This is a genomic window from Comamonas sp. CMM02 (assembly GCF_014851485.1).
Classification (GTDB): Bacteria; Pseudomonadota; Gammaproteobacteria; order Burkholderiales; family Burkholderiaceae_C; genus Comamonas; species Comamonas avium.
In genome coordinates this window covers 268,977-294,516 of record NZ_JACUZW010000001.1, presented here as the reverse complement: position 1 = coordinate 294,516, position 25,540 = coordinate 268,977, and the positions used below count along the sequence as shown (strand labels likewise).

The window sequence follows — 25,540 nt, the reverse complement described above, 5'->3', positions numbered from 1 at the left end:
TTAATGAGATACCGGCCAATTGTTCAAACACGCGCAACTTGAATCCGTCAAAGCCTGGATGGGCGACCCTGCACACGGCGCTTTGCCACTGCATGCGCGTGTGCAACGTGCCATTCGCCAGTTAATCCTCGACGGTGCGCTGGATGTGGGAAGACCATTGCCCGCATCACGCGCGCTGGCAAAGTCGCTGGAGGTTTCGCGCGATACGGTCGAGTCGGCCTATAGCCAGTTGCACGCGGAAGGCTTCATCGAGCGGCGTGTGGGCAGCGGCAGTTTCGTATCGGAGCGGGTGCAACGCCTGCCGGGACGTGGCAAGCGCAGGAACATGGATGTGGGCCACAAGGAGACGCCGCGCCTGAGCCAGCGCGGCCAGGCCATGTTTCAGGATGGGGGCGTGCGTGACTTTCTGGCGCCGCGCCCGTTCGCGCCCGGTGTGCCCGAGACACGCAATTTCCCGCTCTCTACCTGGGAGCGGCTGGAGCGGCAGGTGCTCAAGGAATACGGCACGCAAGCGCTGCTGCACAGCCCGCCGCAGGGAATGGAGCCACTGCGCCAGGCCATTGCCGATTACGTCAATCTAGAGCGGGGGGCATGTGCCACAGCCGAGCGCGTGCTGGTGCTGACCAGCTCACAGCAGGCTTTGAGCCTGTGCGCCAGCGTGCTGCTGGATGCAGGCGAGCGCATCTTCATTGAAGACCCTGTCTACCACGGCGCACGCAAAGCGTTCGATGCCGCCGGACTGCAATGCGTGCCGGTGCCACTGGATGCCGATGGCCTGCAGGTGGAGCATCTGCTTGAGGCGACGCAAGAGCTTGGTGAGGCGGCCCGCGCTGTATTCCTGACGCCGTCGCACCAGTTCCCCACCGGGGCAACACTGTCGCTGGACCGGCGGCTGGCCATCATCGAATGGGCCAGGCAGCACCACAGCTGGATCATCGAAGACGACTATGACAGCGAATTTCACTACGCGGGCAAACCCACCGCCTGCGTGCAGGGTCTCGATCCGCATGACCGGACCATCTACATTGGCACCTTCACCAAATCACTGTTTCCCGGGCTGCGCATCGGTTATATGGTGCTGCCACCGTCGCTGGTCGCGCCCATGACGGTGGCCCGCACGCTGCTGGATGGACACAGCGCACCGATTCCGCAACTGACACTGGCACGCTTCATTGAAGGCGGCCACTTTGGTGCCCACGTGCGCACCATGCGCGCCGTTTATGCCGAGCGCCGCGATGTGCTGGCAAGGCTGATTGGCGAGCATCTGGCAGATTTTGTGGAACCACATGTGCCGTCAGGGGGCATGCAGATGCCCTGCGTATTCATCCGCGACATTCCCGAGCGAGAGGCGGTGGAGGCCGCACATCGGGCTGGTATCGACTTACTGGGCCTGACAGCGCTGCACGCATCGAGCCGGCACCAAGCGGGCTTTCTCATGGGGTTTGCCGCCCATGCACCACACGAGCTAGAAATCGCAGTAAAGAAGCTGGCGAACGTGCTGCTCAAGTTGTGCCCCTAGACCCCTAGCCCCCGTTGGCACCTACTGGCAATGCAGGAGCTGAAAGTGGGTGGCAAGCCATGACACTTGCTTGTGTTGACAAGACTGCTTTGGGGCGTTGCACTGAAAAACCGCATAAGGGGCGGCAGCACTTCATGCGCTGTGATGGAGGACTCTTTGGCTGGACGGCCACAATCAGCACTCTGGGCAGGCTGAACAGCTCGGTGATGGACTGCTACCAGCCCTGCGCAGACCTCAGGCCTTTATCTCGACCACCTGCTCGAACCCTCCGAAGATCATGCGCTTGCCATCAAAGGGCATGGGAGGATTACCCGGAGAAGAGGGATCCATCCGGGGGTCTTCCATCATTTTTTTCATGGCAGCATCGCGAGTTGCCTTGTCCGGCCATTCGATCCACGAAAAAGCCACCGTCTCCTCAGCAGTAGCTTGAACTGAGCGCCTGAAGTCAGTGACTTTGCCATCGGGCACATCATCGCCCCAGCCCTCAATCACACGCAGTGCGCCCAGCTCGAGGAATATCGGATCCAGTTTGCGAGCATGCTCAATGAACTTTTCTTTGTTGGCCGTGGGAACGGCAATCACAAACCCGTCGATATATGACATGTTTTCACTCCTGCTAAGTTGGCGGGTTGAGATTGATAAAGCGCCGCCACCCAATGCCCGCTCGATCAGCTGCTGCGCTGCGCACAGCGTAGACCGTTTAAGCGCCCAAGTCACGCTCATGCAATCCACGCAAGCATGGCCTTTACAGATGGTTCGCGAGAACTAGCGCGCGAGTTTTAACCACTACGGCAACGCTGCTTGCGAGCACAAAATCAGGTGTACTTGCCTGCCGCTTCTGGCGCCTGTGTGAGTTCGGCGCGCATCGCAACCAAGGCCGTTGCAATTGCTCACACGACCCGAATGGCTGCTATCTGTGACAAGAACGAACAGGGAGCTTTCAGCCATGTGCAGCCATTGCACCTGCAGCTGCCTCTACGGCAGATTCAAGGCTATTCGGCAGCTTTTGGAGTGTTGCGAAAACTAATAGCCATCCGGTTGTAAGCGTTCATAAGGCTAATAGCCACGGTCAAATCAACCAGCTCTTTTTCGGTAAAAACAGCTTTAGCCTGTGAGTAGTCTTCATCGGGCACCCCTGTCTGGCCAACCTTGGTCACTGATTCAGCCCATGCAAGGGCGGCTCTCTCACGGATATCAAAAAGCTTACCTGCTTCTCTCCACGCCTGAACCAATGCCAGCTTCTCGACCTTCACCCCCTTAGCGAGCAAGTCGCGGGTATGCATGTCCAGGCAAAAGGCGCAGTTGTTGATTTGCGAGACTCGTAGATAGACCAATTCCACCAACTCGGGCGGTAAGCCGCTTTTCATCACATAGCCATAGACACCGGCCAGCGCAGCAGATGCGCCTGGTGCAACAGTGTTGTAGTCAATTCTTGCTGTCATATTTACTCCTATCAAGACAAGATAAGCCAAGGAAAAACTCCTGACTGATCACAAAAATTAGTCCATGTTGTTGCATGGGCCCATTGGAGTGAAGAGTGCCGTGGGTCGACAGCACCTGTCCATTGCGAGTGATAGCGAACTTTCACCAACCCTTCAACTGCACGGCAGCCACTGTCTGGTGCTCAGCCTCAGGGCAGCAACTGCGCAGTTACAACTTTGTGTGAAGGCCTACCCCTTGAAAGCAAAAATTTTTCCCTTATTATTAGCACTCGATGGTGTTGAGTGCTAACAGCACCAACTCCTCACCAGTTAGAACCAATCCTGCCTTGGCAGGGTTTTAGATCTATTCACCTTGTTGATTGATATCTAGGAGATGTTATGAACCTGCGTCCTTTGCACGACCGCGTAATCGTCAAGCGCCTTGAGAACGAAACCAAGACCGCTTCGGGCATCTATATCCCTGACAACGCTGCTGAAAAGCCTGATCAAGGCGAAGTGCTGGCTGTGGGCCCTGGCAAGCGTAACGACAAGGGCGAGCAAATCGCTCTGAACGTGAAGGTCGGTGACCGCGTTCTGTTCGGCAAGTACAGCGGCCAGACCGTGAAGGTCAACGGCGACGAGCTGCTGGTGATGAAGGAAGACGACTTGTTTGCAGTTGTTGAGAAGTAATTTTCTCGCTTCTTTCCAACTTTCAAATTCATAGCTGCAAGCTCTTTATTTACAAGAACTTGCGGTTAAATTGAACCCAATTTGTAGGAGCCAAAAATGGCAGCAAAAGACGTAGTATTTGGTGGTGAAGCCCGCGCTCGCATGGTTGAAGGCGTGAACATTCTGGCCAACGCAGTCAAGGTGACTCTGGGCCCTAAAGGCCGCAACGTTGTACTGGAGCGTTCGTTCGGCGCCCCTACCGTGACCAAGGACGGTGTGTCCGTGGCCAAGGAAATCGAGCTGAAGGACAAGCTGCAGAACATGGGCGCTCAGCTCGTCAAGGAAGTGGCCTCCAAGACCAACGATATCGCTGGTGACGGTACGACAACTGCTACCGTGCTGGCCCAGGCCATCGTGCGCGAAGGCAGCAAGTACGTTGCCGCTGGTCTGAACCCCATGGACCTCAAGCGCGGTATCGACAAAGCTGTGGCCGCTCTGGTGGAACAGCTGAAGACCCAGTCCAAAGCCACGACCACTTCCAAGGAAATCGCTCAGGTTGGTTCGATCTCCGCGAACTCCGACGAATCCATCGGCAAGATCATTGCTGACGCGATGGACAAGGTTGGCAAGGAAGGCGTGATCACTGTGGAAGAAGGCAAGAGCCTGGACAACGAGCTGGATGTCGTTGAAGGCATGCAGTTCGACCGTGGCTACCTGTCGCCTTACTTCATCAACAACCCAGAAAAGCAATCTGCTGTTCTGGACAACCCCTTCGTGCTGCTGTTTGACAAGAAGATCAGCAACATCCGTGACCTGCTGCCTACTCTGGAGCAAGTGGCCAAGGCTGGCCGTCCTCTGCTGATCATTGCAGAAGACGTCGAAGGCGAAGCCCTGGCAACGCTGGTGGTCAACACCATCCGCGGCATTCTGAAGGTTGTGGCTGTGAAGGCTCCTGGCTTTGGCGATCGCCGCAAGGCCATGCTGGAAGACATCGCTATCCTGACCGGTGGCAAGGTTATCGCTGAAGAAGTGGGCCTGACTCTGGACAAGGTCACTTTGGAAGACCTGGGCCAAGCTCAGCGCGTTGAAATCGGCAAGGAAAACACCACCATCATCGACGGTGCTGGCCAAGCTGACGAAATCGAAACTCGCGTCAAGCAAATCCGCCTGCAAATCGAAGAAGCGACCAGCGACTACGACCGTGAAAAACTGCAAGAGCGCGTGGCCAAGCTGGCTGGCGGTGTTGCAGTGATCAAGGTTGGCGCTGCGACCGAAGTCGAGATGAAGGAAAAGAAGGCCCGCGTGGAAGACGCCCTGCACGCAACCCGCGCTGCTGTGGAAGAAGGCATCGTGGCAGGCGGTGGCGTGGCATTCCTGCGCGCCAAGCAAGCTATTGGCGACCTGAAGGGCGACAACGCCGAGCAGGATGCTGGTATCAAGCTGGTGCTGAAGGCCATCGAAGCGCCTCTGCGCGAAATCGTGGCCAACGCCGGTGGCGAGCCATCGGTGGTGGTGGACGCTGTGCTGAAGGGCCAGGGCAACTTCGGCTTTAACGCGGCCAACGACACTTACGGTGACATGCTGGAAATGGGTATCCTGGACCCAACCAAGGTGACCCGTACTGCACTGCAGAACGCTGCTTCCGTGGCTTCGCTGCTGCTGACCACCGAGTGCATGGTTGCCGAAGCCCCCAAGGCTGAAGGCGCTGGCGCCCCTGACATGGGTGGCATGGGCGGCATGGGTGGCATGGGCGGCATGGGCATGTAATTGCCAAGCTGCCAACCGAAGTGACAACACTTCGGTTGCTGCACACAATAAGACAAAAGGCCGCGAAAGCGGCCTTTTGTCTTAGCGGGCAACGCGGCTTTGACGCTTACCCGCAAAGCGTGGATAGCGCCTCTTTAATTGCCATTGACTGGCGACTCTGCCAGGCGCTGCATCAAGGAAACAGTCGATGGATCTACACCACGCCAGTCATCGGTTTGCTGGCAGACGCGCAGCTCCTGCGCCAGCTTTTTACCCAGCTCTACACCCCACTGGTCAAAGCTGTTGATGCCCCACACCGCACCAGAAACAAACACACGGTGCTCATACAATGCGATCAGCGCCCCCAAGGACGCGGGGTCCAGCGATTGCAGCAGCAAGAACGTACTGGGCCGGTTGCCTGGACAGTCCCGCTCCACGCCCTCGCCATGGCGTCCGACCATCAGCGCCTGTGCCTGGGCAATGGCATTGATCACCAGACTTTGGTGGTGTGCACCCAGATACTTGCCCCCATCGCGCAGCGCAATGAATTCCACTGGAATGACATCAGGGCCCTGGTGAAGCATCTGAAAGAAGGCATGCTGGCCATTGGTTCCGGGCTCACCCCATACCACGGCGCAGGTGGGCACCTCCAGCTTGTGGCCATGGCGCGTCACGCGCTTGCCATTGCTCTCCATCTCCAGTTGCTGTAGATAGGCTGTCAACCGGCGCAACCCATGGCTGTATGGAGCAATGCAACGGCTGCTGAAGCCGCAAAAGTTGCGATTCCACACGTCCAGCAGCCCCAAGCGCATGGGTAAATTCTGCGCATCAGGTGCGGTAAAGAAGTGCACATCCATTGCATGCGCGCCCTGCAGCAGGCGACGAAATTGCGTTGCCCCTATCGCAATGGCAATTGGCAAGCCAATGGCTGACCACAGAGAGAATCGGCCACCGACCCAGTCCCAAAAGCCCAGAGTGCGTGAAATACCGAAGGCAGCCGCAGCCTCTGTATTGGTTGTCAGCGCCACAAAGTGGCGATCAATATTGCACGCATCTTCGGCGCTGTCACTGCCCCCGTTGGCCAAGAACCACTCACGTGCGGAATGCGCATTGAGCATGGTTTCCGCCGTAGTGAAGGACTTGGACGCAATCAGAAAGAGGGTGCTCTCAGGTCTGACCTTGCGCAGTACATGCCCAAGTTCATGCCCGTCGACATTCGAGACAAAGTGAAATTGTTTGCCCGTATCGACCCAGTCTTCCAGCGCCTGCACCACCACTTCCGGGCCAAGGTGCGAGCCACCAATACCAATATTGACCACATCCGTGATGCGCGAGTCTGCGCGCAGTTGCTCCGCCAATTGGAGCATGGCATCCAAGGTGCTGTGAACATCACCCAATGCCTGGCGCATGTCTGCCGGCCATGCCTGCACAACTTTGTTTTCACGCAGCAAGCCACCATCTTGTGGCGTGCGCAGCAGCCAGTGCATGGCGCCACGCCCTTCACTTGTGTTGATGGCCTGCCCGGCCAGCATGCTGTCACGCAACGCATGTACCTTGCGTGCATGGCCCAGTTGGGCCAGCAGTGCTTCCGTATTTTCCAGCAGCCAATTTTTGGATAAATCTGCAAACACATAAGGCGCTTGCTGACTTAGTTTTTCCAGGCGCTGAGGATCAGCACCGAACGCTTGCTGCAGGTCAAAGCCTTCTTTGAAGGCTTGAAAGTGCACTTGCAGCTGCGCCCACTCTGGCGCTTCATGACAGACCAAATCCATGCTTGACTTAGCGCTTGCGCACTACCACGCTTCCCACGGAATACCCTGCTCCAAAAGAGCAGATCACGCCCGTATCACCGGCCAGCAGATCTGCACGGTGCTTGTGAAAAGCGATGATGGATCCCGCAGAAGCGGTATTGGCAAATTCGTCCAGAATCAGCGGCGCACGGTCAGCCGAGGCCTCTCCCACCAGTTTCTTCAAGACCAGCTGGTTCATCCCCAAATTAGCCTGGTGCAGCCAGTAGCGGCGGACTTGCTCAGGTGTCTGATCCATTTTTTCCAGATGCGCTTGAATGTGTGCCGCAGCAATCGGCACAACTTCCTTGAATACCTTACGGCCTTCTTGCCGGAAAGTCTTGTCACGCGCAACAGGATCACTGTCTTCACTTCGATTCATGAAACCGAAGTTGTTGCGAATATTGTTGGAGAACTGTGTCGCCAAATGAGTGCCCAGCACCTCCCACGCATCCTGGCTGGTGGCAGTGTCTGCACGTTCAATGATCACTGCCGTACACACATCACCAAAGATAAAGTGGCAGTCGCGGTCACGCCACTCAAGGTGTGCAGACGTAATTTCTGGATTCACAACCAGTACACACTGAGCAGTGCCACAACGCACGGCATTAACGGCTTGTTCAATCGCAAATGTGGCCGATGAGCAAGCTACATTCATGTCAAACCCATAGCCCCCGGCCCCCAGGGCTTGCTGAATTTCCACTGCCATGGCGGGATAGGCGCGCTGCATATTGGAAGCTGCGCACAGCACCATATCAATATCAGCACCCGTTTTACCGGCCTGCGCCAGTGCTTCATGGGCGGCGGCGACTGCAATTTCTGCCATCAATGACAGCTGATCGTCAGAGCGCTCCTGAAAACGTGGATACATGCGCTGCGGATCAAGTACCCCCGTTTTCTCCAACACGTAGCGTTGCCCAATGCCAGAGGCTTTCTCGATGAATTCCACGCTCGAATGCTGCAACGCCGGGCGGCTACCCGCGGCTATGTCGCTGGCGAAACGTGCATTTTGAAGATCCACGTAGCTATTGAAAGCCTCCACCAGCTCGGCATTGGTGATGGTGTGAGGCGGCTGATACAAGCCCGTACCGCTAATAACAACAGAATGCATAAAAATATTTCCATGACCCGCCAGCGCGGCGCAGCCTGCAAGTTTAACGATCAGGCCGCTTCGATGAGCTGTTCAAGCTTGATGGCATCGGCAGCAAAGGCTCGAATGCCTTCCGCAAGCTTCTCCGTGGCCATGGCATCTGCATTCAAGGCATAGCGAAAGCCTGCCTCATCGTAATGCTCTGCATGCAAATTAAGACTTCGTGCCTGCTGCGCATCCAGTGCCCGCTGCACCGGGGCTTGACTTTGACTCAGCTGCGCCAAGAGCTCAGGCGCAATGGTCAGCAAGTCGCAGCCCGCTAACGCCACAATTTGCCCCGTACTGCGAAAGCTGGCGCCCATGACTTCCGTCGTGATGCCGAAATGCTTGTAGTACTCATAAATCGCACGCACAGACCGCACTCCAGGATCATTGGCACCAGACATAGCGGCCTCATCCCACTGCGCGCCCGCCTGTTTCTTGTACCAGTCGTAAATACGCCCCACAAACGGCGATATCAGGCACACCTTGGCTTGTCCACAGGCAACGGCCTGCACTTTAGAGAAGAGCAAGGTGAGGTTGGTATGAATGCCGCGCATTTCCAGCAACCGAGCCGCCTCAATGCCCTCCCACGTCGCGGCAATCTTGATCAGAACACGGTCAGTGTGTATGCCCGCCGCTTGGTACAGCTCGATAAGCCGCTCTGCACGCGCAAGGGTGGCTTGTGTATTGAAAGACAAGCGGGCATCGACTTCTGTAGAGACACGGCCTGGCACCACCGACAAAATCTCGCAGCCAAACCTCACCAGCAAGCGATCCGTCACTTCCTCCAGAGATTTGCCTTGCCACTGGCGTGCCATATCCACCAGCAAAGGCCGATACTCTGGCAGCTGGACCGCCTTCAAAATCAGGGAAGGGTTGGTCGTCGCGTCTTGTGGCTTGAACTGCGTGAGTTGCTGAAAATTACCGGTATCTGCCACCACCACCGTACATTGCTTGAGCTGCTCCAACTGGTTCATCTTGTCTCACTTCTTGTTGTGTGTTTTTCAAATCAAAAACCAAGTGTAGTGTGCGTTTTAGGCATACGGCTGCGCAAAACCTGCATCTGACTTGGTTTGTTGCAAGTGACGCAAAATTGCACCTTTTCCGACACTTCACCAAGGCCTGCACATGCTTGATCGAATTTCAGCCTCTCTCCCTTCGCTGGCGCCTGCCGAGCAACGGGTGGGGCAGCTTGTGCTGGCAGATCCTCACAGTTTTGCACGCCTGCCTGTCCGTGAGCTGGCAGAAAAAGCGCAAGTCAGCAAACCAACGGTGATCCGCTTCTGCCGAAGCCTGGGGTACGACGGCTTGGCCGATTTCAAGCTCAAGCTGGCGGGCAATGTGGCAGAAGGTGTTCCATTTGTACACCGCAGCGTTGATGCCGATGACAAGACTTCAGACGTCTTGGTCAAAGTCATCGACAACTCAGTCGCTGCATTCTTGCAGTACCGCAACGCTGCCAACGCAACGGCCATTGAACACGCGGTAGATGCCATCGTGAATGCCTGGAAGGCTAAAAAACGTGTGGAGATTTATGGTGTCGGCAACTCAGGCGTTGTTGCCCAAGACGCTCAGCACAAGTTTTTTCGCCTTGGCATCAGCAGCCAGGCCACCAGTGACAGTCACATCCAGACCATGGGTGCAACCATGCTCAGGCAGGGCGACTGCCTGATCGTCATCTCCAATTCTGGCCGCACACGAGAGCTGGTCGACGTGGCCCACATCGCCCGCTCTCAAGGCGCGACCATCATTGCCATCACATCCAGCCATACGCAGTTATCTGACAGCTGCCACATCCTGCTGGCCGCCGATAATCTGGAAGGATCTGACCTCTACAGCCCGATGGCGTCGCGCCTGCTGCACTTGCTCATCATCGATATTCTGGCCACCGCAGTGGCCTTAAAGATGGACGGCAGCTTGGCGCAAAATTTGCAGAACCTGCAAAACCAGCTACAACAAAAACGCTATGGCATTTAACGCAGCCTGCACCACCGAGCCAGTCTAAGAGTTGCTGCGTTAACGAAGCAGCAAGCAGCCCAAGTGGTGCGACACGGTCAAGCAGGGGCTTAGAAATAGGCCGATTGCGCACTCTCTGCTATTTCAATAGCTATCAAGGCTTAAAAACAAAGGACTTCAGATATAAAACTATCTGAAGTCCTTATGTGACAAGCGCTAAAAGCTCTTATTTTTTCTGCTTAGAACAAGGCCTTTAACATGCTTGAGCGCTGTTAACACCTCCCAGCAAACCACAAGTAGCTCAAGCCGTACGAGTACGGCGCGGCAACGCAAGGGCAAATTAACGACTGTGCTAGCAGCTCCAGGGTGCTGCAAACGAAAAAAACCGGCAGTAACGCCGGTTTTATGAAGCTGCCAATAGCTTAGAAGCGATGGCGCAGGCCTGCGGTGATGCCTGTCCGGCTGCGTGCTAGGCTGGCTGCATCGATATAGATCCTCTGCCCACCAGACACCTTGGTGTGATCTACCGCGAAATATGCATCAGTGCGCTTGCTGAATGCATAGTCCAGCGCTGCCACCATCATGTTGGACTTGCCATTGGAGACACCCGAGGTGGAGCCAGACTGCTTGGCATGAAAGTAATGCATGCCAGCATTAATCTGTGGCGTCACCTGGTAGCCAAAGCCCACTTTGATCATTTGGCGCTTGTCCGAATCACCCACCTGGAAACCACCATTGGTCTGACCTTGCCACATGTTGTTAATGATGGCCTGATCAACCAAACGGTCAGCCAGTGCGCCTACATAGGCTCCAACGGTCGTCGGTGTGCCGGGAGACTTCCACTTCACCTTGTTTTGTCCGTAACCTAAATTAAGGTACAAAGCCCCGGTGCGGTAAGAGCCGCCAAAAGTCCAGGCATCCAGATCAGAACCACCAGGCAGCGATGTTCTCAAGAAACCGCCACCCACTGAGATTCCATTTTCCGAATAACGCAAGAAACCACCCATTGTTTTCAGCGCCCCTGATGCGATGCCACCAGCTGCAGTCGTCAGCGCATTGGGCGTGGTACTGCCAGTGGCCGCTGCAACAGCGTTATCAATGCCAGCCTTCACTGGAGCAGACAATGGTGTGGCGCCTGGGAATGGCAGCAAACCGAGCCCGACATTACGCACGTTGTCAGTGTTGTCGTTGCCTTCGGCAAACGAGTACTGCACCGTACCTACCCAGCTACGCGTAGGGGTGGCCAAGGTGTACTTCAGTGCATTGCTGGTACGTGCGCCTGCCGCCATACCCAACTCGGGCTTGAACGCTTCCATATAGGGCGAGTAAGGGAACGATGAATAAGTGCTGGTCACCACATCAAACAGCACGTTCCACTGACGACCCATCGTCAACCGGCCATAAGGTCCTTGTAAGCCCACATAGGCCAGCTGAAAAAACGGTGTGCTTACTGTGCCATCGTCCGCATTAAAGCGATTTTCCAATTCAACGAGCGCCTTGGTTCCGCCCCCCAAATCTTCCTCCACTTTGATGCCCCAGCGGCTTTGAGACATGCCGCCGCCGATCATTTTGGTCAGATTACCTTTAGCGGGACCTTCATTGTTGGTGTGGCGAATAGCCGCATCCACAATTCCCCACAGCTCCACCTTGCTAGCGCCAGTTGCCTGGGCCATGGCTGGCATGACAGTGGCACAAAGTATGCCTGCGGCGAGCGCTACGATTTTCTTTTGCATCTGCTTGTCTCCTCTTGAAGTGAAATTGTTCGATTCAGGATGCAATTTCATTCTAGAAAAGCACTGCCGTTCTAATTTCATTCTTAGCACGAAAACCACGCTCGTTTTCCCGTGCCACAGACGCTGCAAATGCAAAAAGCCAGCCCGAAGGCTGGCTTTTTTATCTAACAAAAACTGAGGCTAGCCCAGCTTCATATTAGAAAGCGTGGCGAACACCAACTTGCAGACCGTGCATCTTGCCGGAGTCATTAGCGCCATTAACGCCAGTGAAAGCACCGTTCAGACCGAAGTTAGCACCGTCCTTGTTCTTCAGGTAAGCGTATGTGCCGTACAAAGCTGTGCGCTTGGACATGTTGTGCACGTAGCCCAGCGAGAACTGGTTGGCCTTGCCGCCGTTGTCGCTGATCTTGTAGTTGTTGTAGGTGGCCTTAACTTCACCAGCAGCACCCACAGGCACGGACACGCCCACGTTGTACGACTTCAGACTTACGTCATCACCTGTAGCAATTTCGTTGTACTTGGTGTTCTTGTAGAAGGCCAGCAACTTGGCTACGCCAAAGTTGTAAGAACCACCCAGTTGCCAAGTCTTCAGGTCTTCAGTACCAGCAGCTACCAAGCCGTTGTTTTGCTTGTCGTAACCCAGACCCAGGCTCAGAGGGCCGTTGTCATAGGTTGCGCCAACGCCCATGTAACGAGCTGTGCGGTTGGCTTCTTGCTCACCAAAACCGTAGTCGATACCCACGCCAAAGCCCGAGAACTTAGGCGAGATGTAGCTGATCATGTTGTTGCTACGGTTTTGGTAACCAGTTTGTGTACCGTTCCATGCCAGGGTAGAACCCAGACCCACGGTACCGAACAGGTCGTAACGGCTAACAGCGTTGTACGAAGCTGTCAGAGCACGGCCCAGACGCACTTGACCGAAGCTGCCGGACAGGCCAACTGTGGATTGACGCTTGAAGTTCAGGCCACCGGCAGTGCCGTCATCAGGCTGCAACTCGCCTTCAACAACAAACTCAGCCTTCAGGCCGTTGCCCAGGTCTTCCACACCGCGGAAGCCCAGACGGCTTGTAGCGTTGCCGCTGTTCAGCATGCCAGAAACGCTATCTTCACCCTTCACGTAGCCGATGCTGGTGTCAACAACACCGTACAGGGTCACGGAAGACTGAGCCATTGCAGCGCCGGAAGAGGCCAGCACGGCCAAGGCGATCAGAGATTTCTTCATATCAATTACTCCAAGGTTTATAGAGGGCACGCAGCAGCAGTTTTTTGTTGCCTTGACTCAATCAACTCGAGCCGGGCCTGTTGAGCGCGCCAACCTCCTGGTGGGGAAGTTGGGCTTATTGCACCAGACTGGACACCCTTGCGCAAAGAAAATCCCCTGCTCAGGGCTGAATTCATCCCATTCTGTTGCTCACGTGCAACAAACCACTCTCAAATGGTGTGTCGCACGGCAATGTCGCAATTTCAAATAAATAACGACACTTCTTCTGACTGCGTCGCAGCTACAGCAGTAAGTGCACACCGACATAAATTCACGCACCCTATTCACGCGAGCACTTCGCCTCCTCTGTGCATTCAATCGCCTGCGGTTGATATAAAAAATACATAAAAAAAGCGCCTTTTCGGCGCTTTTTCAAATTTTTAAAGCTTTTAAGCTTCGTGCAGTTCAAAGCTGGTGGTGATCTCGGCAGTCTTGCCCAGCATGATGCTGGCCGAGCAATATTTCTCATGGCTCATGGCAATCGCGCGCTCTACTGCGGTTTCGGGCAGGCCCTTACCCGTTACGGTGAAGTGCATATTGATCTTGGTGAAAACCTTGGGCTCCACTTCGGCGCGCTCTGCGGTCAGTTTGACGGAGCAGCCACGTACGTCATGGCGGCCACGTTTCAAGATAAGCACGACGTCATAGGCCGTGCATCCACCAGTGCCTGCCAGCAGTGCCTCCATGGGGCGCGGGGCCAGATTCTGTCCGCCATTGGCAGGATTGCGCTCATCCGGAGCACCATCCATGGCCAGTACGTGGCCGCTGCCTGTTTCGGCAATAAAACCCATTCCAGATCGTGTGCTTGCTGCGCCTGTCCAGCTTACGGTGCATTCCATGTTGTTTTCTCCTCAGAGATGTAGTCAGTTGGCCGGTTTGCCGCAACTCAGTCAGCGAATGGCAAAACTGTAGTTTCAGAAAACCTTGAAATCTTGTTGCAACGCAACATTTCTCGCGTTACAATGCGCTCCTGCGTTGAATCGCTGGTTCTACCCGGCGACACCACAGTCGGCATTGGCTACTGTAGCGCACCAGTTGTCTCCTCCACCTCCTCTAACGGTGGATTCAGCCCCAAGCCCTCGCGGCTTGGGGCTTTTTTTGTGCCGCGATGGCCGTGTTGCAGCACTGTCATGGCGCGCACTGCGGTCACATGCCTATGATGACGGATCTGGACTGTGCGCCTTCTTTGCGCCAGCACGCTTGATTTGTCGCCCTATGCCTGCACAAAAGACACTTACGCCCTTTGATTACCTCACCAAGATTCTGAACGCCCGCGTCTACGACGTGGCAATTGAATCTGATCTGGACCCGGCCAAGAACCTCAGCCGCCGTCTGCACAACAAGGTGCTGCTCAAGCGAGAAGACCAGCAGCCTGTCTTCAGCTTCAAGCTGCGTGGTGCCTATAACAAGATGGCACACCTGACGGCTGAGCAACTGGGCAAAGGGGTGATCTGCGCATCCGCGGGCAACCACGCTCAAGGCGTGGCCATGAGTGCCAAGAAGCTGGGCTGCCGCGCCGTGATCGTGATGCCCACCACCACCCCGCAGGTGAAGGTGGATGCCGTAGCTGCGCTGGGCGGCGAGGTGGTACTGGCGGGTGAAAGCTATTCCGATGCCTACAAGCACGCGGTCAAGCTGCAAAAAACCGAAGGCCTGACCTTTGTGCACCCCTTTGATGATCCGGACGTGATTGCCGGCCAGGGCACCATCGCCATGGAGATGCTGCGCCAGTTGCAAAAGCTGGGCAGCCAGCGCCTGGATGCGGTGTTTGTAGCGATTGGCGGCGGCGGCCTGATCAGCGGCGTGGCCAACTACATCAAGGCTGTGCGCCCCGAGATCAAGGTCATTGGCGTGCACACCAAGGATTCCAGCGCCATGCTGCAGTCGGTGCAGGCGGGCGAGCGCATAGAGCTGGCCGACGTGGGCCTGTTTGCCGACGGCACTGCGGTGAAGCTGGTGGGCGAAGAGACTTTCCGCATCGCCAAAGACCTTGTGGATGACTATGTGGTGGTGGACACCGATGCCGTCTGCGCGGCCATCAAAGACATTTTTGTAGACACGCGCTCCATCGTCGAGCCCTCAGGGGCGCTGGCTGTGGCGGCCATCAAGCAGTACGTGGCCAAGCACAAGACCAAGGGCGAGACCTACGCGGCCATTCTTTGCGGCGCGAACATGAACTTTGACCGCCTGCGCTTTGTGGCCGAGCGGGCCGAGGTGGGTGAAGAGCGCGAGGCCCTGTTTGCCGTGACCATTCCCGAAGAGCGCGGCAGCTTCAAGCGCTTTTGCGAGGTGGTGGGCAAGCTGCCCGGCGGTCCGCGCAGCGTGACCGAGTTCAACTACCGCATCAGCCACGACAGCAAGGCCCACGTTTTTGTCGGCCTGACCACACCCACCAAGGGCGAGAGCGAAAAAATCTGCAAGAATTTTCACAAGAATGGCTTTGATGCGCTGGACCTGACGTTTGACGAGATGGCCAAGGAACACCTGCGCCACATGGTGGGCGGACATTCGCCGCTGGCACAAGAAGAGCGCCTGCTGCGCTTCGTCTTCCCCGAGCGTCCCGGCGCACTGTTCAAGTTCCTCAGCCTGATGGCACCGACCTGGAACATCTCGCTGTTCCACTACCGCAACCAGGGCGCTGACTATGGCCGCATTCTGGTGGGCATGCAGGTGCCTGAGAAAGACAGCAAAAAGTTTGATAGCTTCCTCAAGCAACTGGGCTACCCATGGGTGGAAGAGACCCAGAACCCTGCCTACCAGCTGTTCTTGAAATAGCATTTCAAGCTTTTCCCCACCCAATCCTTTTCGCCCCCAAGCGCTGATGCATAAAGCGCTTGCAGTCCACCTTTTAAACAACCTTCATGCAAGCCCTTCGCCATTTTTTGCTGGCCGTGCAGTTTTTCAGTCGCATTCCGGTCACAGGGCGCATGGCGGCGTGGGTGGGCTGGAGCTCCGAGATGCAGCGCGCCAGCGCAGCCCATCTGCCCGGCGTGGGCTGGCTGGTGGGGCTGTGGGCAGCACTGTGGATGGGTGGTGTCTGCTGGCTGATGCCAGATACCCCGTGGACGCCGCTGCTGGCAGCCGTCCTCAGCACGGCAGGCACCCTGTGGCTGACGGGAGGGTTTCATGAAGATGGCCTGGCCGATGTGGCCGATGGGCTGGGTGGCTTTGTGCCGCCCGAACGCGCGCTGGAGATCATGAAGGACTCGCGCCTCGGTGCCTATGGCGTGATGACGCTGGTCATGGCCTTGCTGACCAAAGTGACCCTGATCGCTTTGCTGCTCAGCGCCATGCAAGACTTTTGGGGGCCGGTCCCCATCCTCGTGCTGGTGTGCTGCATCCATGTGCTGTCGCGCTTTGCGCCACTGGTGCTGATGCGCAGCCTGCCCCATGTCGGGCTGGCGGCCAGCAGCAAAACTCTGCACGTAGCGGGCCAGCAGATGGGCTGGCAAGGTCTGCTGACCGGGGCTTTTTGGTGCCTGCCTGCACTGGTACTGCTGGGCTGGCTGGGTATTTACAGTTTTGTCCTGGGCCTGCTGGCCGCCATGGCTGTCACCACATGGCTGCTGCGCTGCTGGTTCAAAAAACGTCTGGGCGGCATGACAGGCGACTGCCTGGGTGCATGCCAGCAGCTCAGCGAGCTGGCCATGCTGCTGGCCACGGCCCTGTATCTGGGCCACCAGCTATGACGCGGCGATGAGCACGCTGTGGCTGGCGCGCCATGCACGCCCCCTGATTGACAGCGGCATCTGCTATGGCCGCCTGAATGTGGCTGCCGATGCGGCGCTGACTGCCGCTGCGGCGCAAGACTTGGTGAAGGCACTGGCTGCCAACACTGCAAAGAACTTTTCATCCCCCACCGCTTGCACCGTCGTGCTGCGCCACTCGCCCTTACAAAGATGTGGGCAACTTGCGCACGCATTGATTGAGCAACAGTCCCGCCTAGTTTTTCACCCCCACGCCGACACACGGCTGCAAGAGATGGATTTTGGCGCGTGGGAAGGCGTGGCGTGGCACGACATCTCCCGCGCACACGTTGATGCATGGGCCGCCGACCTGCCCCACTACGCCCCCGGCGGGAGCGAGTCACTGGCCAGCATGCTGCAACGCGTTCAAGCGGCGCTGCAGCACAGCTGGCTGGTGGATAGCCAGCAGGGCACGCGCGATGTCGTCTGGGCCACCCATGCAGGCGTCATCCGCTGCGTGCAGTGGTTGCTGCAACACGGCAACGCCCTGCCCAGCAGTGCCGCATGGACCCTGCCCGCGCCCGGCTTTGGGCAATGGCTGGCACTGCCGTGGGCCGCAGCCGCCCCCCGCCTTTCCCACCTGAACCCTTAACTGCGCTGCTTGGCGCTGAGAGCTACACCGCAATGTCTTTGCAACTCACCCCTGAATCCCAGCAACAGGCGATTGCCTCTATCGAACGCTATTTCAGCGAGCACATGGACGAGCCGATTGGCAATGTCGCCGCTGGCGGGCTGCTGAAGTTTTTTCTGCAAGAAATTGCCCCTGTCGCCTACAACCAGGGCGTGGCCGATGCGCAAGAGCGCCTGCAGCAACGTGTGGCAGAAATTGACATTGAAGTGCACCACGCCCCCTTCACCTACTGGCCGCAGCCCGCGCGCACGCGCCGCAGCTGAGCGGCTGCTCACAGCGCATGGTTGCAACGCCGCCAGGTCTTGAAACTGCACAGATGCTGACAGCAGCTGCGCGCCTTAACTGCCAACAAATCTGCGCTGAAATGGCTGATGCCAGCAGCAACAAACCTTTGACACAGCCATAACCCGACACCATCCCGGGCTTGGCACCTGCCCCACAATGGCTGCATGTTTGAATCCCTGCGCACTTGGGCCACCCCCTACGGTGGCGATGCTTTTCTCTACATCACGCTCTTGGCCGTTGCCAGTTTCATCGCCCTTGTGGTGCTGAAACAGCGCCTGAGCACGTTCACGCTCAACCGCCTCATTCGCATGGGCGCACTGGTGGCATTGCCGCTGTCCTTTGTCGCGATGGAGATGGGCGACAACAACTGGGGCATCGCAGTCGTTGCCATTGTGTGGTGCGTACTGGTGGCCATCATCTGCAAGAACGAAACCAGCCAGCGCGCCATTCAACAAGGCGCATCTAAAAAATGAGCTTCCATCGCTTATCAGAGCTTGTTTTCAGATAGTTTTATATCTAAAAACAAGCATGCATAAGCGCTGATAGCTTCTATTTCAAGAGTGGAGCTTCCCATGCATTTCAAAACGCCCCGTCTGTCCATGCTTGACCTGGTGGCTGTGCGCGAAGGCGGCACCGTGCGCCAGGCGCTGGACATTGCCGTACAAACCGCACAGAAAGCCGAAGCACTGGGCTTTGCCCGTTACTGGCTGGCCGAGCACCACAACATGCCGGGCATTGCCAGCTCAGCCACCTCGGTACTGATTGGCCACATTGCCGGCAAGACAGAACGCATCCGCGTGGGCTCGGGCGGCATCATGCTGCCCAACCATGCACCGCTGGTAGTGGCCGAAGCCTTTGGCACGCTGGCCGAGCTGTATCCGGGCCGCATTGATCTGGGTCTGGGCCGTGCCCCCGGCACCGATGGAGCCACCATGCGCGCGCTGCGCCGTGACCGCGTGGAAACTGAGCAGGACTTCCCCGCTGACGTAGCAGAGCTGCAGCGCCTGCTGGGCCCCGCGCAAGAAGGCGCGCGCATCACCGCCACACCGGGCACCAACACCAACATCCCCATCTGGCTGCTGGGCTCCAGCCTGTTTTCTGCACAGCTGGCGGCCATGAAAGGGCTGCCCTACGCCTTTGCCTCGCACTTTGCACCGCGCTTTTTGCACCAGGCCATTGAGCTGTATCGCAGCATGTTTCGCCCCTCTGCCACGCTGGCAAAGCCTTATGTGATGGTGGGCGTGCCCGTGGTGGCAGCACCCACTGATGAAGAAGCGCAATTTCTGGCCACCAGCACGCAGCAGCGCGTGCTGGGCATCCTGACCGGCCAGCGCGGCCAGCTGCCTGCGCCCGTTGAAGGCTTCATGCAGCAACTGGGCCCGCGTGAGCAAGCCGCCATCAACGACTTTCTGGCCATGTCTGTGGTCGGTGGCCCCGATACGGTGCGAGCAGGCTTTGCCCGCATTCAGGAAACGACCGAAGCCGACGAGCTGATTTTGGTGACCGACGTGTACAACCCCATGCTGCGCCTGAGCAGCCTGGAGATTGCTGCACAAGCGCTCAAATAAACCCACGCCAGCTTGTGCGCATGAGCCGCCCGGCCCGCCTGCTTCAACTGCTGGACCTGCTGCGCCGTGCCCGCCAGCCGCGCAGCGGGCCACAGCTTGCGCAGACGCTGCAAATCAGCCTGCGCACGCTGTACCGCGACATTGCCACGCTGCGCGAGCAAGGCGCAGCCATTGTGGGCGACCCCGGTGTCGGCTATGAAATGCGGCCCGGCTTTTTGCTGCCCCCGCTGATGTTCACCGCCGACGAGCTGGAAGCCCTGCTGCTGGGTGCCCGCTGGGCCCGCCAGCAGGCCGACCCGCAACTGGCCAGCGCCGCTGGCACGGCCATGGACCGCATCCGATCGGCCCTGCCGCTGGAGCTGCGCATTGAGGTCGATACCACCGGGCTGCTTGTGCCACCCGTTGCTGCGCCCGACCAGCAGCCCGAGCCCTGGCAGAGCTCACTGCGCCAGGCCATTCGCGCCCAGCACAAAGTGGTGCTGCACTACCAGGACCAGCATGGCGTGCTCACGCACCGCCCGGTCTGGCCCTTTGCCATGGCCTACTTTGAACGCTGCCGGGTGGTCTCCGCCTGGTGCGAGCTGCGCCAGGACTTTCGCCACTTTCGCGCCGATCGCGTGCTCACCCTGCACGACAGTGGAGAGCGCTACCCCCAGTCGCGCCAGCAATTGATTCGCCGCTGGCTCCAGCACACAGGTTACCAGGTGCAGATGGGCTGAGCCACTGGGGCGGCACTGCGGCCCAAGCCCGCCAGCCACCACTGACACAAACTGACAGCGTGCCTGCCTACAGTGCCCTGCATGGCTACTTCGCCATCGCAAACGGAGCACACAGATGCAGCAACACAGCACCCAAAAAACCAATAACAGCGACACCCTGCGCTTTTTCTTTCACCCCATGTCACGCGCCCGCTCGGTGCGCTGGATGCTCGAGGAATGCCAGGCCACTTACGAAGCCGTGCTGCTTGACTACGGCACCAGCATGAAGGCCCCCGCCTATCTGGCCCTGAACCCCATGGGCAAAGTGCCTGCGCTGCAGCATGGCCAGACAGTCATCTCAGAAACCGCTGCCGCACTGGCCTATCTGGCCGACCTGTTCCCTGAGCGCCAGCTGGCCCCCGCTGTGGGCAGCGCAGAGCGCGGCAGCTACTATCGCTGGCTGTTTTTTGTAGCAGGGCCGGTCGAAGCCATCACTACGGCACAGGCTGAAGGCTGGCTGGCCCAGCAAACGCTGCAGCAAGCCCAGACCGCCGGTTATGGCCGCATGGAAGATGTCATCGGCACCCTGCAGCTGGCTGTACAAGGCAAAACCTATGTCTGCGGCACACACTTCAGCGCGGCTGATATTTACCTGTCTACCTATCTGGCCTGGGCCTGCCAGCACGGCCAGTTGCCCAAGCTGCCAGAGTTCGAACGTTACTACCAGCCCCTGATGGATCGCCCCGCCGCACTGCGCGCCAAGCAGATCGACGACAGCCTGATCAGCGCTCAGCCGTAGGCCACGTTCCGCAGAGACACATAGAGGCGGGGGCGACAGTCAGGCAGCAGGTAATGCAACCGTTATGCTTGGGCCAGCCCCCGTTTCGCTGCAAGGAATGTTTCATGTCCGTCTCACTGCAAGACCAGCTGGTGGTCGCCATCTCATCACGCGCCCTCTTCAATTTTGAAGAAGAAAACCAGCTGTTTGACCAAGACCCGGGCGCCTACGTGCAGCTGCAGCGCCAGCGGCTGGACGTACCCGCTGCGCCCGGAGTGGCTTTGCCCCTGGTGCGCAAGCTGCTGGCTTTCAATCACAGCGGCAAGCGCCGCGTCGAAGTGGTGGTGCTTTCACGCAATGACCCGGTCAGCGGCATGCGCGTATTTCGCAGTGCCAGGGCACACGGGCTGGACACCCTGCAGCGCGGCGTGTTCACCCAGGGGCGCGATCCCTTTGGCTACTTGCGCCCGCTGGGGGCTCACCTGTTTCTGTCCGCCAACGAGGCCGATGTGACCGAGGCTTTGGGCCTGGGTTACCCCGCAGCCCGCGTGCTGACCGAATCGGCCGGTGCCAGCAATGCCCATCCCCACGAAGTGCGCATTGCTTTCGACGGAGATGCCGTGCTGTTCTCCGACGAAGCCGAACGCGTGTACCAGGCGCAAGGGCTGGATGCTTTTTTACGCCACGAAGTTGAACACGTGGCCCAGCCGCTGCCTGACGGCCCCTTCAAACCATTGCTGGCAGCGCTGCACCGCCTGCAAAAAGCTGTACAAGCAGGTGACACCGGTGGCATGCACCTGCGCACCGCCCTGGTCACTGCACGCAGCGCTCCCGCGCACGAACGAGCCATTCGCACGCTGATGGACTGGCAAATTGAAGTGGATGAGGCCATGTTTCTGGGTGGCCTGCCCAAAGGCGAATTTCTGCGCGAGTTTGCGCCAGACTTTTTCTTTGACGACCAGACCGGGCACGTACAGTCCGCCAGCGCCCATGTGCCCGCCGGTCACGTGCGCAGCGGCATTGCCAACACTCGCACATAGCGGGTTGAACTGCGCCATTGCCCAGCCCTTGCTCCACCTCGCAGCGTCTGCAGCGTCTGGGGCACCCAGGACATCAAAAAAGCCACCCGCAGGTGGCTTTTTCTGGAACCTGACTTCTTGTGCTTACAGACCACCTGTGCGCTTGACCTTGGGCTCTTCATAGGTCAGCGGCTGGGTACGCACCTGCAGCATGTTGCGCTCTTGCTGGTCAGTTTTCTGGGCTTCCTGGGCCGCTTCCACGGCCATGGCGCTGGCGCGCCACATGGACTGAATGTGCTCAATCAGCTGCTTGTAGATAGGCTCTTTGGGAGGCTCTTCCACCTCTTCCTTGGCCTTTTTCTCCTGCACTTCGGTCCAGTCGCGGTCCGTCAGGCTCTTGTCGGTGGGCTTTTCCGGGTTCTTGATGGTGACCGTAACGCCTTCGCCCAACTGGTCGGTGGACTCCACCGCGTTGACGGCGTGCACCGGACGAACGGCTGCCGGCCCCGAAGCACCTGTGGAATACAAATTGGCACCCTGGGTATTCGTCCACTGAATGGGATTACGTTCTACAGGTGGTATTTGCATAGCTAGGCCCTCGGTTCACGGTCAGGATTGACGTCGACAATAATTGGTTCCGACCTTTTTATCGGCACCTTGCAGACAAACTTAAGGAAATTTTTTCGCCGTTCGTCGGAAATCCTTGAATAAGCAGAAACCCTTACAAGAACAATTCCAGAAACTTCTGCGACTGCCTGTCCAGCGCCCGGGAATCACGAATCCGGTATTGCACGCCATCGCGGCTGGTGATCAGCAGATCATGCCGCCCATCCAGCTTGCGAATGTCTTCTTCGGCCTTCAGCGCCAGATGGGTAAGACCCCTGTCCGTCTGCACAGTCCACACGCTGGGCACCGAAATGGCATCAATCGCCTCAATGCGCTGCACCTCGGGTACAAACTCGCGCACCGCAAACTCTTCTTGCAGCAACTGGCGCGCCGCAGCGGGCACGTCGCTCAGCTGGTCAATCCAGAACACCTCTTTGCCGTCGCGCCCCACCAGAGAAATGGACTCTTCAGGCGCCGCAATCGGAAATGCCCGCACAGGGATGAGCCCTTCATGCTGCGTACCATCGCTCAGTGTCAAACACAGGCGGCCATGGGCATTGCGGCTCAGCGTCATGTTTTCGGCACTCATGCATTCTCTCCTTCACGGGCCAAGGTAAGGCCAGCGGCTTGCGCATCTTCTTCTGCCCGGCGGGCTTGCGCTTCATACAGACGCCAGTAAGCACCCTTGGCTGCCATCAGTGCGTCGTGCGGGCCCACTTCTACGATTTCGCCACGGTCCATCACCACCAGACGGTCGGCCTTGCGCAGCGTCGACAAACGGTGAGCAATGGCAATCGTCGTGCGCCCCTTGACCAGGTTGTCCAGTGCTTTCTGGATTTCCTTTTCGGTCTCCGTATCCACGGCCGATGTCGCCTCATCCAGAATCAGCAGGCGCGGATCAATCAGCAAGGCGCGTGCAATGCTGATGCGCTGGCGCTCACCGCCCGACAGCCCCTGACCCCGCTCACCCACCACCGAGTCATAGCCGTGGGGCAACCGCAAGATGAATTCATGCGCATGGGCTGCACGCGCTGCGGCCACAATCTCTGCACGGCTCGCCAATGGCTTGCCATAGGCAATGTTCTCGGCCACCGTGCCAAAAAACAGGAACGGCTCTTGCAATACCAAGCCAATGTTGCGGCGGTAATCCGCTACGGCCAGACGGCGCACATCCACACCATCGAGCTGGATGCTGCCCTCCGTCACATCGTAGAAACGGTTGATCAGGTTCACCAAGGTGCTCTTGCCTGAGCCGCTATGCCCCACCAGACCAATCATTTCGCCGGGCTGAATATCCAGATTCAGATTGCGAATGACCTGGCGGCTGCCGTAGCGAAAACCGACGTCATGCAAGGAGATGCGGCCCTTGACAGGCTGCGGCAGCTGCACCGGGTTGACCGGCTCTGGCACGCTGCTGACCTGATCGAGCACATCAAAAATACGCTTGGCACCTGCAGCAGCCTTTTGCGTGATGTTGACAATGCGGCTCATGGAATCGAGGCGCGTATAAAAACGCCCGATATAGGCAATAAAGGCAGACAGCACACCCACCGTAATCTGGTCGTGCGCCACCAGCCAGATACCAAAGCCCCAGACCACCAGCAAGCCAATCTCCGTCATCAGCCCCACAGTGGGCGAGAACAGAGACCACACCTTGTTCACGCGGTCATTGGCTTCCAGATTGCGTACATTGGCTTCGCGAAAGCGCTCAATTTCATGCTCTTCTTGCGCAAAAGCCTTCACCACTCGCACACCGGGAATGGTGTCGGACAGCACATTCGTCACATCGGCCCACACTCGGCTGACGCGGTCAAAACCCACACTCAAACGGCCACGTACCTTCTGAATCAGCCATGCAATGAAAGGCAGGGGCACCAGGGTCACCAGTGCCAGCCAGGGGTTGATGGAGGCCAAAATTACCGCCGTCATCACAATCATGATCACGTCGGTCACAAAATCCAGCGCATACAGCGACAAAAACATGTTGATACGATCAGTGTCTGCACTGATGCGGCTCATCAAATCGCCTGTACGCTTTCCACCAAAGTACTCCAGCGACTGCTTCATCATGTGGGCATACGTGGTGGTGCGCATGTCCGCGCCAATACGCTCGGACACCTTGGCCATCACCCATGTTCGTGCCCAGCTCAGCCCCCAGGCCAGCAATGCCGACAGCAGCAGCCCCCCCAGATACAGCGACACCAGGTACGGATCGACCGGCTGACCGCTCTTTTGGTAGGGGATGAGAATGTCATCCATGATGGGGATCGTCAGGTAAGGCGGCACCAGGGTGGCCGCCGTAGCCAGCAGCGTCATGACGAAACCCAGAATCAGCATCCCTTTGTAAGGGGTTGCAAAACGCCCCACGCGCAGCAACACCCAGGTAGAGGTTTTAGGCCCTGCCAGCCGCGCACAGGCCGGGCATTCATCACTGTCCGGAGGCAAGATTTCGCTGCATACACTGCAGCGGCTTTCATCCACGGCCACCAGTGCTTGATTCAGATTGCCGGCGGCCGCTGCATCGCGCAATTGTTCAAAGCGCAGCAAAAACCGCAGTACCTGGGCTTGCTGCCCCAGTGTGAATCGCCACAGACTCAAGCGCTGGTGACGGTCGTGCAACTCCAGCGTACCCACGCCGGCGTGATCCATCAGCCGCAGTTGCAAATCTTCAGACAGCGGCCAACTTTGCCACTCACTGTCCGCATCTTTGCCCACAATACGGTTTTCTGTGAGCACCAGCAGCCCCTGCGCAAAGCGAAGCGACACCGTCAGGTCAACCGACAAGGCGGCTTGCACGTTCTCATGGGGTGCGAGCTGTGCCCGCAATTCAGCCCCCAAAGGGCCATTGAAGATACCGGAGGCATCTACAGGATGGTGATGTTGCATGTTGAATCGTTAGAACCCGGCGTTGGCCAATCTGCCAAGGGGTGGGGGCATGACGTATTCTCTGCAGAACCACACCATGCCCGAGTAGGAGCTATCCCC

The 25,540-nt window shown here is 57.9% G+C and carries 24 protein-coding genes; 13 read left to right on the top strand and 11 right to left on the bottom strand.

Features of this window, described 5'->3' with window-relative positions:
* Nucleotides 1-19 precede the first annotated feature (19 nt).
* Nucleotides 20-1,519, top strand: a complete 1,500-nt coding sequence (locus IB213_RS01325) for a PLP-dependent aminotransferase family protein (RefSeq protein WP_192405142.1) — start codon at nt 20-22, stop codon at nt 1,517-1,519.
* A 234-nt stretch (nt 1,520-1,753) separates the two neighbouring features.
* On the opposite strand, the gene IB213_RS01320 is transcribed toward IB213_RS01325, so the two are convergent.
* Nucleotides 1,754-2,122, bottom strand: coding sequence for a DUF1428 domain-containing protein (locus tag IB213_RS01320; protein WP_191722550.1), 369 nt, complete (start codon nt 2,120-2,122; stop codon nt 1,754-1,756).
* 389 nt (nt 2,123-2,511) lie between these two features.
* The gene (locus IB213_RS01315) at nt 2,512-2,961 is read right to left on the bottom strand and encodes a carboxymuconolactone decarboxylase family protein (RefSeq protein ID WP_192405599.1); all 450 of its coding nucleotides are present in this window, start codon (nt 2,959-2,961) and stop codon (nt 2,512-2,514) included.
* Nucleotides 2,962-3,339: 378 nt separating this feature from the next.
* Between IB213_RS01315 and groES the strand changes: the two genes are divergently transcribed.
* Complete coding sequence (gene groES / locus IB213_RS01310; protein WP_191722549.1) at nt 3,340-3,630, top strand: co-chaperone GroES; 291 nt, start codon at nt 3,340-3,342, stop codon at nt 3,628-3,630.
* 96 nt (nt 3,631-3,726) lie between these two features.
* Nucleotides 3,727-5,376, top strand: coding sequence for a chaperonin GroEL (gene groL / locus IB213_RS01305; protein WP_192405141.1), 1,650 nt, complete (start codon nt 3,727-3,729; stop codon nt 5,374-5,376).
* Nucleotides 5,377-5,510: 134 nt separating this feature from the next.
* Here the strand turns inward: groL and pgi are convergent, their stop codons facing one another.
* The 3 genes from pgi to tal are packed head-to-tail and all read right to left on the bottom strand — an operon-like array spanning nt 5,511 to nt 9,251.
* The gene (gene pgi / locus IB213_RS01300; RefSeq protein WP_192405140.1) at nt 5,511-7,127 is read right to left on the bottom strand and encodes a glucose-6-phosphate isomerase; all 1,617 of its coding nucleotides are present in this window, start codon (nt 7,125-7,127) and stop codon (nt 5,511-5,513) included.
* Between the two features lie 7 nt (nt 7,128-7,134).
* Nucleotides 7,135-8,253, bottom strand: coding sequence for a beta-ketoacyl-ACP synthase III (locus tag IB213_RS01295; protein ID WP_191722546.1), 1,119 nt, complete (start codon nt 8,251-8,253; stop codon nt 7,135-7,137).
* A gap of 50 nt (nt 8,254-8,303) precedes the next feature.
* On the bottom strand, nt 8,304-9,251 hold the full coding sequence (tal, locus tag IB213_RS01290; RefSeq protein WP_191722545.1) for a transaldolase: 948 nt from the start codon (nt 9,249-9,251) through the stop codon (nt 8,304-8,306).
* A 151-nt stretch (nt 9,252-9,402) separates the two neighbouring features.
* Here tal and IB213_RS01285 point away from each other — a divergent pair, with 151 nt between their 5' ends.
* Entirely contained in the window at nt 9,403-10,251 is an 849-nt protein-coding gene (locus IB213_RS01285; protein ID WP_191722544.1) for a MurR/RpiR family transcriptional regulator, read from the top strand.
* 401 nt (nt 10,252-10,652) lie between these two features.
* On the opposite strand, the gene IB213_RS01280 is transcribed toward IB213_RS01285, so the two are convergent.
* The 3 genes from IB213_RS01280 to IB213_RS01270 all read right to left on the bottom strand — a co-directional run bounded on the left by IB213_RS01280 (nt 10,653) and on the right by IB213_RS01270 (nt 14,063).
* Entirely contained in the window at nt 10,653-11,963 is a 1,311-nt protein-coding gene (locus tag IB213_RS01280) for a porin (RefSeq protein WP_191722543.1), read from the bottom strand.
* 196 nt (nt 11,964-12,159) lie between these two features.
* Nucleotides 12,160-13,185: a porin gene (locus IB213_RS01275; RefSeq protein ID WP_192405139.1), complete on the bottom strand. Its 1,026-nt coding sequence runs from the start codon at nt 13,183-13,185 to the stop codon at nt 12,160-12,162.
* A gap of 428 nt (nt 13,186-13,613) precedes the next feature.
* Entirely contained in the window at nt 13,614-14,063 is a 450-nt protein-coding gene (locus tag IB213_RS01270; RefSeq protein WP_191722541.1) for an OsmC family protein, read from the bottom strand.
* A 376-nt stretch (nt 14,064-14,439) separates the two neighbouring features.
* Here IB213_RS01270 and ilvA point away from each other — a divergent pair, with 376 nt between their 5' ends.
* From ilvA to IB213_RS01225, 9 genes are all read left to right on the top strand, one after another.
* Nucleotides 14,440-15,999 (top strand): threonine ammonia-lyase, biosynthetic, encoded by a 1,560-nt coding sequence (ilvA, locus tag IB213_RS01265; RefSeq protein ID WP_191722540.1) that lies wholly within the window; start codon nt 14,440-14,442, stop codon nt 15,997-15,999.
* A gap of 86 nt (nt 16,000-16,085) precedes the next feature.
* Complete coding sequence (locus IB213_RS01260) at nt 16,086-16,913, top strand: adenosylcobinamide-GDP ribazoletransferase (RefSeq protein WP_192405138.1); 828 nt, start codon at nt 16,086-16,088, stop codon at nt 16,911-16,913.
* Nucleotides 16,914-16,920: 7 nt separating this feature from the next.
* The gene (locus tag IB213_RS01255; RefSeq protein WP_192405137.1) at nt 16,921-17,562 is read left to right on the top strand and encodes a histidine phosphatase family protein; all 642 of its coding nucleotides are present in this window, start codon (nt 16,921-16,923) and stop codon (nt 17,560-17,562) included.
* A 32-nt stretch (nt 17,563-17,594) separates the two neighbouring features.
* Nucleotides 17,595-17,864 carry a DUF2164 domain-containing protein gene (locus IB213_RS01250; RefSeq protein WP_192405136.1) on the top strand — a complete coding sequence of 90 codons (270 nt, stop codon included), beginning with the start codon at nt 17,595-17,597 and terminating at the stop codon, nt 17,862-17,864.
* A gap of 186 nt (nt 17,865-18,050) precedes the next feature.
* Nucleotides 18,051-18,359: a hypothetical protein gene (locus IB213_RS01245; RefSeq protein ID WP_191722536.1), complete on the top strand. Its 309-nt coding sequence runs from the start codon at nt 18,051-18,053 to the stop codon at nt 18,357-18,359.
* A 99-nt stretch (nt 18,360-18,458) separates the two neighbouring features.
* Nucleotides 18,459-19,454, top strand: a complete 996-nt coding sequence (locus tag IB213_RS01240) for an LLM class flavin-dependent oxidoreductase (RefSeq protein ID WP_192405135.1) — start codon at nt 18,459-18,461, stop codon at nt 19,452-19,454.
* Between the two features lie 20 nt (nt 19,455-19,474).
* Nucleotides 19,475-20,173, top strand: a complete 699-nt coding sequence (locus IB213_RS01235; protein WP_192405134.1) for a YafY family protein — start codon at nt 19,475-19,477, stop codon at nt 20,171-20,173.
* Between the two features lie 115 nt (nt 20,174-20,288).
* Complete coding sequence (locus IB213_RS01230; protein ID WP_192405133.1) at nt 20,289-20,951, top strand: glutathione S-transferase family protein; 663 nt, start codon at nt 20,289-20,291, stop codon at nt 20,949-20,951.
* A gap of 104 nt (nt 20,952-21,055) precedes the next feature.
* Complete coding sequence (locus IB213_RS01225; RefSeq protein WP_192405132.1) at nt 21,056-21,970, top strand: 5'-nucleotidase; 915 nt, start codon at nt 21,056-21,058, stop codon at nt 21,968-21,970.
* 123 nt (nt 21,971-22,093) lie between these two features.
* Here IB213_RS01225 and IB213_RS01220 read toward each other — a convergent pair whose 3' ends face one another.
* The 3 genes from IB213_RS01220 to IB213_RS01210 all read right to left on the bottom strand — a co-directional run bounded on the left by IB213_RS01220 (nt 22,094) and on the right by IB213_RS01210 (nt 25,441).
* Entirely contained in the window at nt 22,094-22,537 is a 444-nt protein-coding gene (locus tag IB213_RS01220; protein ID WP_191722531.1) for a hypothetical protein, read from the bottom strand.
* Nucleotides 22,538-22,670: 133 nt separating this feature from the next.
* Nucleotides 22,671-23,144: a DUF1854 domain-containing protein gene (locus IB213_RS01215; RefSeq protein ID WP_191722530.1), complete on the bottom strand. Its 474-nt coding sequence runs from the start codon at nt 23,142-23,144 to the stop codon at nt 22,671-22,673.
* Entirely contained in the window at nt 23,141-25,441 is a 2,301-nt protein-coding gene (locus IB213_RS01210; RefSeq protein ID WP_192405131.1) for an ABC transporter ATP-binding protein, read from the bottom strand. The genes IB213_RS01215 and IB213_RS01210 overlap by 4 nt, the downstream gene beginning before the upstream one ends.
* Nucleotides 25,442-25,540: the final 99 nt, after the last annotated feature.